Here is a 12,946-nt window from a genome sequence, read left to right on the forward strand (position 1 = left end):
TTGCCCATTGGCGCAAGCCTGCGGCCTGGTCCCATCCCATCTAGCCTGTCTCCCGTTCACCGAGGCCAAGGTGGCGAATGGCATCGCGCACCAGGAAAAGTTGTAGCAGAGACTCGAGCAGCGCCACGTCTCGGCGTCGGCGACGCCCACCGCCAAGACCCAGCAGCTCGGCTCTGAGATCCATGGCGGCTTCGTCTTCGGCAAGGTCGAGGTGGGCTGCCACCGTGGCCAGACCGCTGGCCATAAGCAGGCGAACATCGGCACGCAGGTCGCCAGCCTCGGTCGGCTCGAGACGCTGCCAGGCGCGGCGTGCGAGTTGCGGCAGCACATCGGCTTGCAGCAGCGCAAGCAGCAGCGGTTCGGGGTCGCGGCTCAGCCCGGCGGGTACGATCCAATAGCGTCTGGCCAGAGCCTTTCCGCTCTCTGCATCGCGAATCTCACCAAACCAAGCCTGCGCGTCGAAGCCCGACCGCTCGCGACGGCCGCCCTTGAAATTCACCTCTACCGGCAGCGTGGCGAGCATGAGGCGTGCAGGCGCGCCGCGGAAACGGCAGCGAACCTGACCGGCGGCCTCGGCCATCGGCTCCAGCGCAGCCAAGCTGTAACGCTCGCTCACATGCGCGACCCGCAAGCTGCCCCGAACCTGGCTGCACCAGGACAGGCCCTGACGCTCCAGCCAGTCGCCGGCCTCGGCATCGGGTAGCCCATTCATCAGATGCACACCGGCAACGTGGTGCTGCAACGCGCCTTCGAGACGGGCCTGTTGGCCCGCCACCTGGCGATGCTGCAACAGCGGCAGCGCCAGCCAGGTTCCTTGTGCATTCAGTGCCACGTCGGGCATCGCCCAGTGCTCGCCAGGAACGCGTCGCCGCTCGCTCCACAGCATGCCGTGAGCCTGGCCGGCTCGGGGATGATCTGCCAGTAGCGCATCGAGACGCTGCTGCTGCACGGAAGCCGGCAGACCCAGCAGATTCCATACGGCTTCCAGCCCGTCGAAGGCCGGTAAGCGCTGGCGCAACGCCTGCAGCACCGTTGCCAGGCGGCGCCCCTGCCCCAGCAGATTGCCGGCACCGCGCGAGGAGATGTCTGCGGCCGTCGGCGAGGTGGTGGAACGAGCCAGGGGCACACGATTGGCCAGACACTGCTCGATGAGCGAGACGGGCTCGGCCAGGGCCATGTCCTCCGGCACCCGCTGGCCGTGAGAGACGAACAGCAGTCGCAGCCCGTGGCGCATGACGATGTCCAGTACCGGGGCCAGTCTGCCCGCCTCGTCCAGCTTGGTGATGATGCAGTCATTGAGCTCGCCACCGGCCGCCTGGGCCGCCTGACGATAGCGCACCACCACCTCCTCCAGGGTCTCCGGCTGACTGGCAGAATTGAGCAGCAGCACCAGCCGCACCGAGGTGTTGCCGCCGCGCAGGTGACCGATCTGTTCGATCACGCGCTGATCGCGCTGGCTCATACCCACCGTATCGATGATGACGCAGGACTTGCCCTTCATCCGCTCGAGCAGATCCGACACCGGCTGGTCGGCGTTGAGGGCGTACATGGGAACGTCGAGCAGCCGCGAATAGATACGCAACTGCTCATGGGCACCGATGCGGAAGCTATCGGTGGTCACCAGAGCCACCGGCCGGGTGCCGTGGCGCATGACGTAGCGTGCCGTCAGCTTGGCCGTAGTGGTGGTCTTGCCTACGCCGGTAGGACCGATCAGCGCCACGATACCGGCACGGTCCATGAAGGCGGCTTCGTCGTCCAGGCCTTCGAGTCGCTTGGACAGCTGACGTAAGAGCCAAGCCATGGCACGCTCGTCCAGCGCTTCGACACCAGCCAGCTCTTCCGGCAACGACGCGACGACCTCTTCGGCCAGCGCCGGGCTGAAACCCGCTTCGAGCATTGCCCGCACGAACTGCTCGCCGGCCGCGCCGCCCGCCTCCGGTCGGCTTCTCTCGCGCGCCAGCAGAGCGCGCATGTCACGCATCTCCTCGAGCAACCTGGCACTCATGGTCTCGAAGGCCTGTACCTGAGCCTGGGCCGGGTCTGCACCGGTCGGCATCGCTTGGCCAGCGGGGGCCGCGGGCTCGGGCTGCTTTTGACGAATCGCCTCACTGGGCGTCGGCGTAGCCGACTCGGCCATCGCCAGAATCTCGACCCCCTGTTCGGTATGTCGATTGGCCAGAATCAGCGCTTCGTCACCAAGTGCGGCACGCACCTGGCGCATGGCTTCGCGACTGTTGGCTCCCAGGAACCGCATCACACTCATCGCTTATCGACCTCCCACCAGCGTCGTGACGCGCAGTGTCCGATCATCGGGTATCTCCGCCTGTGACATGACCACCAGGTGGCGCATGCGCCGACGCAGGAACCTGGCCAGCAACGGTCTCAGGCTGTGCTGAACCACCAGTACCGGCGGCTCCCCGCTGGCCTCATGCCGCTCGACGGCTTGTTCGGCCTGGCTCATCAGCGTCGCTGCAAGCCCAGGCTCGAGCGCTCCGTTGCCGTTCATCGCCTGCATCAGCACCTGCTCGAGCTGGGCATCCAGACCCATTACGTTCAGCGTATCGCGGCCTGGATACCACTGCTGAGTAATTGCCCGCCCGAGGGCAATGCGTACCAGCGCCGTCAGCTCGCTGGTGTCTTGCTGATGCGGGGCGTACTCGGCCAACGTATCCAGTATGGTACGCATGTCGCGAATGGAGACATCCTCTTCCAGCAGATTCTGCAGGATACGTTGCAGCGCCGTCAGGTTGACGGCCTTGGGCACGACATCCTCGACCAGAGACTTCTGCTCCTCGCCCAGCTTGTCGAGCAGCTTCTGCACCTCCTGGCGGCCGAGCATCTCGGGCGCATGACGGTGCAGCAAGTGGTTGAGATGGGTAGCGATCACCGTGCCGGCATCGACCACGGTATAGCCATACACCTGGGCATGCTCGCGCTGACCCGCGTCGATCCAGATCGCCGGCAGGCCGAAGGCTGGGTCGGAAGTTGCCCTGCCCTGCAGCTGGCCGGTGACCTGACCGGGGTCGATGGCGAGCCACTGCCCCGGGAAGGCTTCGGCGCGGCCGATCTCGGCTCCCTTCAGGGTGATCACGTAAGTGTTGGCACCCAGCTCCAGGTTGTCGCGTATGTGCACCACGGCGGGCAGGAACCCGACCTCCTGGGCGAATTTCTTGCGCACGCTCTTGATGCGGCCCAGCAGCTCGCCGTCCTGACGCTGATCCACCAGCGGAATCAGGCGATGACCGACCTCCAGCCCCAGGGTGTCGACCAGTTGCACGTCGTCCCAACTGGCCTCGGGTGCCTCGGGCGGGGGTGGTGGCTCGGTATTGAGTTCTTGCTCCACCAGTTGCTGCTCCTTCTGGCGCGTCAGCATCCAGGCCAGGCCGGCCAGCAGGCCGGTGAAGATCAGGAACACTAGGTTGGGCATGCCGGGCACCAGGCCAAGCAGACCCATGACCAGCGCCGCCAGCACCATGACCTGGGGGTTGACGAACAGCTGGCTGATCATCTGCTGGCCGACGTCCTGTTCGGTGTTCACGCGAGACACGGTCACACCGGCAGCGGTGGAAATGATCAGGGCGGGAATCTGGGCCACCAGGCCGTCGCCGATAGTCATCAGGGTGTAGGTCTTGGCGGCATCGCCGAAACCCATGCCGTGCTGCAGCATGCCGATCAGCAGCCCGCCGATGATGTTGACCACCATGATCACCAGGCCAGCCATGGCGTCGCCACGCACGAACTTGCTGGCACCGTCCATTGAGCCGTAGAAATCGGCCTCCTGGGCCACTTCGGCACGCCGTTTGCGTGCGTCTTCTTCGCCGATCAGGCCTGCGTTGAGGTCGGCGTCGATGGCCATCTGTTTGCCGGGCATGGCATCGAGCATGAAACGCGCGCCGACCTCGGCGATACGCCCCGCGCCCTTGGTGATGACCATGAAGTTGATGATGACGAGAATCAGGAACACCACCAGGCCCACGGCGAAGTTGCCGCCGATGAGAAACTGCCCGAAGGCCTCGATCACCTTGCCCGCGGAATCACCGCCCTGGTGGCCTTCCATCAGGATGACCCGGGTCGAAGCCACGTTGAGTGACAGCCGCAGCAGCGTGGTGAACAGCAGTACCGCCGGGAAAGCGGCAAAATCGAGCGGCTTCTGGGTGAACATGCTGACCAGCAGCACCATCACCGCCAGCGCAATATTGAAGGTGAACAGCAGGTCGAGCGCGAAGGGTGGCAACGGCACGATCATCATGCCGAGGATCATGATGATCAGGATCGGACCGGCCAGCAGCTTCATGCGCACGTCGCCCAGCCAGTCACGACGCCCGATAATATGGCTCAGGGATTTCATCGACGCGCTCCATCGGACACGGACGGTCCCTGGTCAGTTATGCCATCGGCCGCGTCGGTAGCCGGCACAGCCAGGCTCTCCGGAATGGGCAAGTCTTCGGGTGTAGGCGGCACCTCTCCCCCCTCTTGGGTAACGTGCTTGAGACGGAAGGCCCAGGCCAGCACTTCCGCCACGGCGGTATACAGATCCAGCGGAATCTCGCGGTCCAGATCGACGTGATGATACAGCGCCCGCGCCAGCGGTGGTGCCTGCAGCAGCGGAACGCCGGCTTCCGCGCCCAGCTCACGAATACGTGCCGCCACCATGTCGGCGCCCTTGGCCACCACGCGGGGAGCCCCCATGCGCGTCTCGTCATACTGCAACGCCACGGCATAATGGGTAGGGTTGGTGATGATCACGTCGGCCTCCGGTACCTTGCTCATCATGCGGCTACGCGCCATCGCCTGCTGCTGGGAGCGAATCCGCGCCTTGACGTGCGGGTCGCCCTCCGACTCCTTGTGCTCGCGCTTGACCTCTTCCTTGGACATACGCAGCTTCTTGGCGTGACTCCACAGCTGGTAGGGCACGTCGATCAGAATCACCACCAGCAGGGTCAGCACCATCAGTCCGCAGGCCTGGGCAGCCATCATCAACGCTCGGGCCAATGCCTGGGTGGTTGGCTGGTCCATCAACGACAGGTATTCGCCGCGGTTGAAGTAGAGGTAGGCCATGCCTACCCCGCCTATCAGCGTCGACTTGGCCACCGCCTTGAACAGCTCGACCAGCGCCTGGGTGCCGAACATGCGCTTCAGACCCTTGAAGGGGTTGAGCTTCGACATCTGCGGCTTGAGCGACTTGGCCGAAATCAGCCAGCCGCCCAGCAGCGCCGGCGCGACCAGGGCCACCACCGTCAACAACAGGAACAGCGGCAGCATGGTCAGCAGAGTGCGAGTCCCCAGGTCGAGCACGTTGCTCAGCATGGGGCCGGTCTCGAAGGCCTGACGCCGCTCGAACAGAAAGGCCTGCTCCATGACCAACCCGAGCTGATCGTAGAGCAGCGCCCCCATCGACCACATGCCCACCACACCACCCAATAGCAGCATGAAGGTGGTCAGCTCTCGAGAGCGGGCGACCTGACCTTCCTCGCGCGCCTTCTCTAGGCGTCGAGGCGTGGCCTCTTCGGTCTTTTCCTGATCGCTGCTCTGGTCGGCCATGGCTCCCGCACACTTTTCCGCACGGTGGCCATTGTGGCGTCAACGGGGGGATGACGATACGCCAAAAAGCGCCGATGATCGTGGCCTTATCGGCCACGACCCTCAGCGCAGGGAAAGGTATCGAGGTTCAAACGTAAATGCGAAGGGACAGAAAGACGCCTTGCTACATTCAGAAACCCAACTGGTCGAGCAGATCGTCCACCTGATCCTGATTGGTGACCACATCGGCGCCGGGCTTGATCTGCGGGCCATTCTTGAGCCCCTCCTCCCGCCGCCGCGCGTCGTTCTCCCACTGGTCGTTGGCCTTGCGCTGCATGCTCTCGCGCGCCATCTCCTCGGGTACGTTGTCGATCAGCACCTGAACAAGCTGGTGTTCGATCTCACGGATCACGTCCATCATCTTCTTGATCACCTGGCCGGTCAGGTCCTGGAAGTCCTGGGCCATCATGATCTCGAGCAGCTCTTTTTGGGTGGCCTGGGTCTTGTCGGGAACCTCGGCCAGATAGGAGCGCGTCTCCTTGACCAGCTCGCGCGCTTCGTCGAGCTCTTTGGGCTCGGCGAACCACTCGGTCCAGCGCTTGTCCAGCGACTCGGCGCCGCTGCTGATCGAGTCCTGCAGCGGCTGGGCACGATCGATGGCGTTCAAAGCGCGCTCGGCTGCCTGCTCGGTCATGGTAGCAACGTAATTGAGCCGGTCCCTCGCATCGGGGATGGCTTCCGCCGCCTTTTCGATCTCCTTGTCCAGACCCAGTTCGCGCATGCTTTCCCGCAGCATGCGAGTCAGCTGGCCGATGCGCTGGACCAGGTCTTCACCGGCAGCACCGGTCGACTCGTTTGCGCTCATCTTGTTGCCTCCTTCGCAAGCAGGACTGGCCAGCCGGCGTCACTTGCCCAGTTTTTCGAAAATCTTGTTGAGTTTCTCTTCCAGCGTGGCGGCGGTGAAAGGCTTCACCACGTAGCCGCTGGCCCCTGCCTGAGCAGCCGCGATGATGTTCTCCTTCTTGGCCTCGGCCGTGACCATCAGCACGGGAAGATCCTTGAGCGCGGCATCGGCGCGAATCTGCTTGAGCATCTCCAGGCCGTCGAGATTGGGCATGTTCCAGTCGGACACCACGAACTCGAACGAACCGGAGCGCAGCTTGCCGAGCGCCTCCTGGCCATCTTCAGCCTCTTCGACATTGGTGTAGCCAAGCTCCTTGAGCAGGCTTCGAACGATCCGACGCATGGTCGGAAAGTCGTCTACCACCAGAAAGCTCATGTTCTTGTCAGCCATCGGGATTCCTCTCTTCTATCCTGGCAATGATCCATGACCGACGGCCACCGAAGTGCCGTCGGGATTCGTTTGTGCTATTCAGAACTCTTCCCAGTCGCCTTCGGCCACCGTCTCTTTGCGGCGCTTGCGGCTGGGCTTGGGATCGATCTCAGCGAGCTTGCGCGGCGCCGTGCGCGACGAGGCGCCCAATTCGGCCAGGGCAGGCACGTCAGCGCGCTTCGCCGCAGGCTCGCTGCCGACATGTGTGCTGGCCTCGGGCTTCACGTCGCCGGACAGACGGAACACGGCCACGGCCTGTTCCAGGCGATTCGCCTGCTCCTCCAGCGAGGCGGCGGCTGCCGTCGCCTGCTGCACCAGCGAGGCGTTCTGTTGGGTCACCTGGTCCATCTGACCCACCGCCTGGCTCACCTGCTCGATACCGTCGCTCTGCTCCTGGGAGGCGGCAGAGATCTCATCCATGATGTCGGTGACCCGACGCACGGCCTTGACCACCTCATCCATGGTTTCACCGGCCTGCTCAGCCAGCAGCGACCCCTCCTTGACCTGAGCCACCGAACCATCGATGAGCTCCTTGATCTCCTTGGCCGCCGTGGCGCTGCGGCTGGCCAGATTACGCACCTCACCGGCCACCACGGCAAAACCGCGCCCCTGCTCACCGGCACGCGCCGCCTCCACCGAGGCGTTCAGCGCCAGAATGTTGGTCTGAAAGGCGATGGAGTCGATGACACTGGTGATATCGCTGATCTTCTGCGAGCTGGATGAGATACCGCCCATGGTCTTGACCACGCGATCCACCACTTCGCCACCCCGCTCCGCCGTAGTCGAGGCATCCAGTGCCAGACCGCTGGCCTGGCGCGCATTGTCGGCGTTCTGGCGCACCGTGGCGGTGAGCTCTTCCATGCTGGAAGCCGTCTCCTCCAGCGAAGCCGCCTGTTGCTCGGTGCGTGAAGAGAGGTCGGCATTGCCGTTGGCAATTTCGCGCGTGCCGATATGGATCGAGCTGCTGCCGTCACGTACCTGGCCGACGATGCGTGTCAGGCTCTGCTGCATGTTGCGCATGGCGTTGAAGAGCTTGCCGATCTCATTGCGGCTGCCCTCGGGTATTCTGGCCGTCAAATCGGCCTTGGCGATGGCCTGCAGATGCTTGACCGCCGAGTTGAGCGGGCGGATCACCGTACTGCGAAGTCCCACATAGACCAGCACGAGTACCACCAGCGCCAGCAACAGCGCGGCCAGTGTAATGAAAACGAAGCGCTCCGATTGAACGCGGTAGTCTTCGGTCATGGCCTGGCCGCTGCTGAAGCCGTATGCAACGAACTCGGTCATGTTCTCAGCCAGCGCGGCACTCGGCTCGATCAGTTGATCGCGCAGGTTGGAGAAGCCCGGGGTATTGAGTTCGTCGAGTGCTTGATGCTGCTCACGGACGAGGCCCAGCACCGTATTGAAGTTCTGCTCGAGCTGTTGCGCCAGCTCCTGAGCCTGGACCGACTTCGGCGCGGCCGAGAAGTTGTTCAGCCTTACCTCCGCGCGGTCCATGCGGTTGGCGGCGATATCGAGCTGCTGATTGGCATCTCCCATGCGACCCAGCATGATCTGATTGGAAGCGATCTCCAGGCTCACCCGCGCCACGTTGAGCAGCGCATCGGCGCGGTTGATCTCGCTGAGCTGCTGCACGTTGATACTGTCGAGATCGGCCATGATCCGGTTCGCCTGGCGATCCGACATAATCGAGAGTAGCGACACCACGCCGATCAGCGCGGCAAAACAGACCAGCACGGCAAGCATGGAAGCATGAATGCTGATGTTACGTAAAAAGCGGCTCATTTGATTTTCCCCTGTAAGAACGAAACAGCTGTTTGTTATTGTTTTTTACGAATGCGAGAAGTCAGACACGTTGGGCGCGACCGGAAGCCGCCACCAGCGCCATCAGGCGTTCAGGTATATCGTCGAGACCGACCACCTCCACGGCCCCACCCAGCGCGATGGCTTCTCGCGGCATGCCGAAGACCACGCAGCTGGCCTCGTCCTGCGCGAGGGTGGCCGAGCCCGCCTGCCGCATCTCCAGCAGGCCGGCGGCACCATCCTTGCCCATGCCGGTGAGGATCACGCCGATGGCGTTGCGCCCGGCCTGAGTGGCGGCGGAATGGAACAGCACGTCCACCGACGGTCGGTGGCGATTGACCGGCGGACCGTCGTCGAGTCTGGCGACGTAGTTCGCCCCGCTCCGCGCCAGCTTGAGATGCGCATCTCCCGGAGCGATATAGGCATGCCCAGGCAGCACACGCTCACCGTCGCTGGCTTCCTTCACGGTAATGCTGCACAGGCGGTTGAGCCGCTCGGCGAAAGAGCGGGTGAAGCCACCGGGCATGTGTTGAGTGATCAGAATGGCCGGGCTGTTGGCCGGCAGCGGCTCGAGCACGGCACGAATCGCCTCCGTGCCGCCGGTGGAGGCGCCGATGATGATCAGTTTCTCACTCGATACCAGGGGCGCCTTGAGTGCTGCACGCGGTGCAGCCTGAGCCTGGCGCGCCTGACGCGGTCGCGACTTGGCGGCAGCTCGAATCTTCTCGGCGATGTCGTTGGCGTATTCCAGCATGCCGCTGCGAATGCCTAGCGACGGCTTGGCAACGAAATCGAGCGCTCCCAGCTCCAGGGCACGCAGTGTGATTTCCGAACCGGCCTGGGTCAGGGAAGAGACCATCAGTACCGGCATCGGGCGCAGACGCATGAGACGCTCGAGAAAATCCAGGCCGTCCATGCGCGGCATCTCGACGTCGAGCGTCAGGACATCGGGGTTGTGCTGCTTGATGAGATCGCGCGCGACCAGTGGATCCGGCGCCACGGCCACCACTTCCATGTCCGGCTGCGAGTTGATGATCTCGCTGAGCAGATCACGAATCAGCGCCGAATCATCAACACACAACACCTTGATCCTGTTCGATCCCAAGGCCAATCTCCTGTCACGTAGGGGAGTCTTTGCGACCCGCAGCAAAGGGCATGCCTCATTGATCGGCACGGCAACCAAAAACTTTAGGTTTTATCCGAAAACTGACCGAGTACGGACACTTGCTAGGCCAGGGTGTAAACGGTTTGCCCACGCAGGCGAAACACCTTGCTGATGTACGAGAAGTTTTCGGAGTGGCCGGCAAACAGCAGGCCATCGGGCTTGAGCAAGGGAGCGAAGCGCTCAAGGATGCGTGCCTGGGTCTGCTTGTCGAAGTAGATCATCACGTTACGACAGAAGATGGCGTCGAAAGGCCCCTTGATCGGCCATTGAGGAGCCAGCAGGTTCATATGCAGGAACTCCACCATGGACGTGATTTCCGGGCGCACCCTGGCCAGCCCTTCATGCTGCCCTCGCCCTTTCTGGAAAAAGCGCCTGACTCGCTCCTCATCGAGCTTGCGCACCTGCTCGATGGGGTAGACCCCGGCCCGGGCATGGGTCAGAGCCTCGGTATCGATGTCGGTCGCCACCACACGCGCTTCGCTGGCTCTTGCCCCCAGGCTCTCGTGCAACGTCATGGCGATGGAGTAGGGCTCCTCACCGGTGGAGGCGGCCGCGCTCCAGATACGCACCGGCCCCTTGGCCTTGCCGACCTGCTCGGCCAGCAACGGGAAATGGTGCATTTCGCGAAAGAAGGCTGTCAGGTTGGTGGTCAAGGCATTGGTGAAGGCCTCCCACTCCCGCGCATCTGGCTGGCGTGCCAGCTTTTCCAGATAGTCGCTGAAGCGGGTCAGGCCATGATGGCGCAAGCGCTTGGCCAGACGACTGTAGACCATTTCACGCTTGTGCTCCGCCAGCACGATGCCGGCCCGCTGATAGATCAACTGGCGAATCTTGGCGAAGTCCTCATCGGTCAGCACCAGGTCACGCTCCAGGTGACCCAGCCCTGACCATTGCCCCGGTTCGTTACCGGGCGCCCGAAACTGTGTCAAAACGTTTCCCACTCCTCATCGGCGGCCGCTTTGCTCGGCTTGACGACGGCCTGCTTCCTGGGAAGCGGGTCGTGCGACAAAGCGGGGGCGGCACTCGTTCGTTCGGTCCGTGTATCGAAAGAATGTTTCTGCTGTGGGTTCGGCACCTGCTCAGGGCCGGCTCCGCGCAAGCGGAACACGCGGATGGCACGGGCCAGCAGTTCGGCCTGGTGCTGCAGGTCGCTGGCGGCCCGCGCACTCTGCTGCACGCGCTCGGCGTTCTGCTGCGTGACCTGATCCATCTCGGTGATGGCCTGATTGATCTGGCCGATACCGCTGCTCTGCTCTTCCGAGGCGGCGGTGATCTCACCCATGATGTCGTTGACCCGCTGCGAGGCCGCCACCACTTCGGCCATCGCCTGCTCGGCCCGCTGCACCTGGCTGGCACCTTCGTGAATCTCGCTGGCCGAACCGTCGATCAATTGGCGAATCTCCTTGGCGGCCTCCGCGCTGCGACCGGCCAGGTTGCGCACCTCCCCGGCCACCACCGCGAAACCACGCCCCTGCTCGCCCGCCCGCGCCGCTTCCACCGAGGCGTTCAGCGCCAGGATGTTGGTCTGAAAGGCGATGGAGTCGATCACGTTGATGATGTCCTTCATCTTCTCCGCACCAGCCGTGATGCGCCCCATGGTCTGTACCACGCCGTGCATCAGCTCGCCGGTGTCGCGCACGCGGCTGGCATTGTCCAGCGCCAGCCCGCTGGCCTGACGGGCGTTGTCGGTATTCTGCTGCACCGTGGTGGTCATCTCCTCCATACTGGAGGCGGTCTGCTGCAGCGAGGCGGCCTGCTGTTCGGTGCGTGCGGAAAGGTCCTCGTTGCCCTGAGCGATGGAGCGCGATGCCGGCGTCACCACGTCTATGCCCTGCTGCACGCTGGCGGTGGTGCTGTAGAGGCTCTTGCGCATGGTATTGAGCGCCCCCAGCAGCACGCCGATCTCATCGCGGGTCCGGTCCGGTGAGCGCACCGCCAGATTGCCCGAGGCTACCTGCAGGGTGAAATCGACGGCCCGGTTAACCGGTCGCGTAATCGCACGCAGGGTCCAGATGCCCAGCAGAACCAGGAACAGAATCCCCACCGACAGCGCTGCGATCTGGCCGGTCAGCATCATCTGCTGACCGCGCTCGGCTTCGGCAGCCAATCGATCGGCATAGTCGAGCTTGCCTGCTACCAGGGTATTGATGCTGCTGCCCATGGCGTCGACTTCCGGGCGCAGCACGTCATTGTAGGCTTCATAGGCGGCAAAGCCGCTGCCGTCGATCAGTGCCTTCAGGGTCGGACGGATACCGTCGTCGATGGCGATATCGAGCTGCGCATTCAGTGCCGCCACTTCGCCGAGGGTCGTATCCTCTCCTTCGAGGAAGCTCGCCCAGGCGGCCTGGATTCGCTCGACGACGCCTTCCGCCTCGCCCGCCAACTCTTGAATCTGCTCTATCCGTAGTGCTCTGGGATTGCGCACCGGTCGCTCCAGATCGATCATCAGCTGGCTCAGCACCTGATCGATGCGCTGCAGATCGGCAATATCCTGCACCACATTGCCGTTCAGTTCAGCAATCCTGTCGCCCGATACCTTGAGCCCGTAGAGCCCCACCGCACCGCTGAGCAACAGCAGCATGACGGGGGCCACGGTCAGCATCACCAGCTTGGCACGAATGGTGTGCACGTTGAGCCGGGCCAGGACCGCCAAGGGTCCACGACGCACCAGCTGCCCTTGCTTGAATGCCAGCTTGCCCCTCCCTTCCCGCAGCAGGGCATAGGCTTTCGATGCCTTGTCGATATCCTTTTCCGCAGCGCGTGTACACACCGAGGTGTAGCCTAGGCACTTGCCTTCTTCGAAGATCGGCGTGACCGCAGCCTGCACCCAGTAGTGATCGCCGTTCTTGCATCGGTTCTTGATCACGCCCTGCCAGGTGTTGCCGCCCTTAACGGTCTTCCACAGGTCGGCGAAGGCTGCCTGGGGCATGTCGGGGTGGCGGATCAGATTGTGAGGCGACCCGATCAACTCCTCGTGGGCGTACCCGCTCACTTCCACGAACGCGGAGTTGGCATAGGTGATACGCCCCTCCAGATCCGTGCGCGTGATGAGCAGGTGCTGATCGTCAAGCTTGAGTTCCCGCTGTGTCACCGGTTGATTGTCACGCATAGTTATTATCCTTCAC

The 12,946-nt window shown here is 63.4% G+C and carries 9 protein-coding genes; all 9 read right to left on the reverse strand.

Annotated elements, in window-relative coordinates; all coding sequences use genetic code 11:
• Positions 1-40: 40 nt before the first annotated feature.
• On the reverse strand, positions 41-2,263 hold the full coding sequence (gene flhF / locus C4S71_RS16465; RefSeq protein WP_307718946.1) for a flagellar biosynthesis GTPase FlhF: 2,223 nt from the start codon (positions 2,261-2,263) through the stop codon (positions 41-43).
• A 3-nt stretch (positions 2,264-2,266) separates the two neighbouring features.
• A complete protein-coding gene (gene flhA, locus C4S71_RS16470) occupies positions 2,267-4,348 on the reverse strand; it encodes a flagellar biosynthesis protein FlhA (RefSeq protein WP_103969884.1) in 2,082 nt (693 codons plus the stop codon).
• Positions 4,345-5,541: a flagellar biosynthesis protein FlhB gene (gene flhB, locus C4S71_RS16475; RefSeq protein WP_103969885.1), complete on the reverse strand. Its 1,197-nt coding sequence runs from the start codon at positions 5,539-5,541 to the stop codon at positions 4,345-4,347. The genes flhA and flhB overlap by 4 nt, the downstream gene beginning before the upstream one ends.
• 169 nt (positions 5,542-5,710) lie before the next feature.
• Positions 5,711-6,385, reverse strand: coding sequence for a protein phosphatase CheZ (gene cheZ, locus C4S71_RS16480; protein WP_103969886.1), 675 nt, complete (start codon positions 6,383-6,385; stop codon positions 5,711-5,713).
• A gap of 39 nt (positions 6,386-6,424) precedes the next feature.
• Complete coding sequence (cheY, locus tag C4S71_RS16485; RefSeq protein WP_103969887.1) at positions 6,425-6,814, reverse strand: chemotaxis response regulator CheY; 390 nt, start codon at positions 6,812-6,814, stop codon at positions 6,425-6,427.
• Between the two features lie 78 nt (positions 6,815-6,892).
• Positions 6,893-8,638 (reverse strand): methyl-accepting chemotaxis protein, encoded by a 1,746-nt coding sequence (locus C4S71_RS16490; RefSeq protein WP_103969888.1) that lies wholly within the window; start codon positions 8,636-8,638, stop codon positions 6,893-6,895.
• Between the two features lie 61 nt (positions 8,639-8,699).
• Positions 8,700-9,761: a protein-glutamate methylesterase/protein-glutamine glutaminase gene (locus tag C4S71_RS16495; protein ID WP_103969889.1), complete on the reverse strand. Its 1,062-nt coding sequence runs from the start codon at positions 9,759-9,761 to the stop codon at positions 8,700-8,702.
• A 122-nt stretch (positions 9,762-9,883) separates the two neighbouring features.
• The gene (locus C4S71_RS16500; RefSeq protein WP_103969890.1) at positions 9,884-10,750 is read right to left on the reverse strand and encodes a CheR family methyltransferase; all 867 of its coding nucleotides are present in this window, start codon (positions 10,748-10,750) and stop codon (positions 9,884-9,886) included.
• Complete coding sequence (locus C4S71_RS16505; RefSeq protein ID WP_103969891.1) at positions 10,747-12,930, reverse strand: methyl-accepting chemotaxis protein; 2,184 nt, start codon at positions 12,928-12,930, stop codon at positions 10,747-10,749. The genes C4S71_RS16500 and C4S71_RS16505 overlap by 4 nt, the downstream gene beginning before the upstream one ends.
• Between the last annotated feature and the right edge of the window lie 16 nt (positions 12,931-12,946).

The organism is Billgrantia desiderata (assembly GCF_900108215.1).
GTDB classification, from domain to species: domain Bacteria; phylum Pseudomonadota; class Gammaproteobacteria; order Pseudomonadales; family Halomonadaceae; genus Halomonas; species Halomonas desiderata.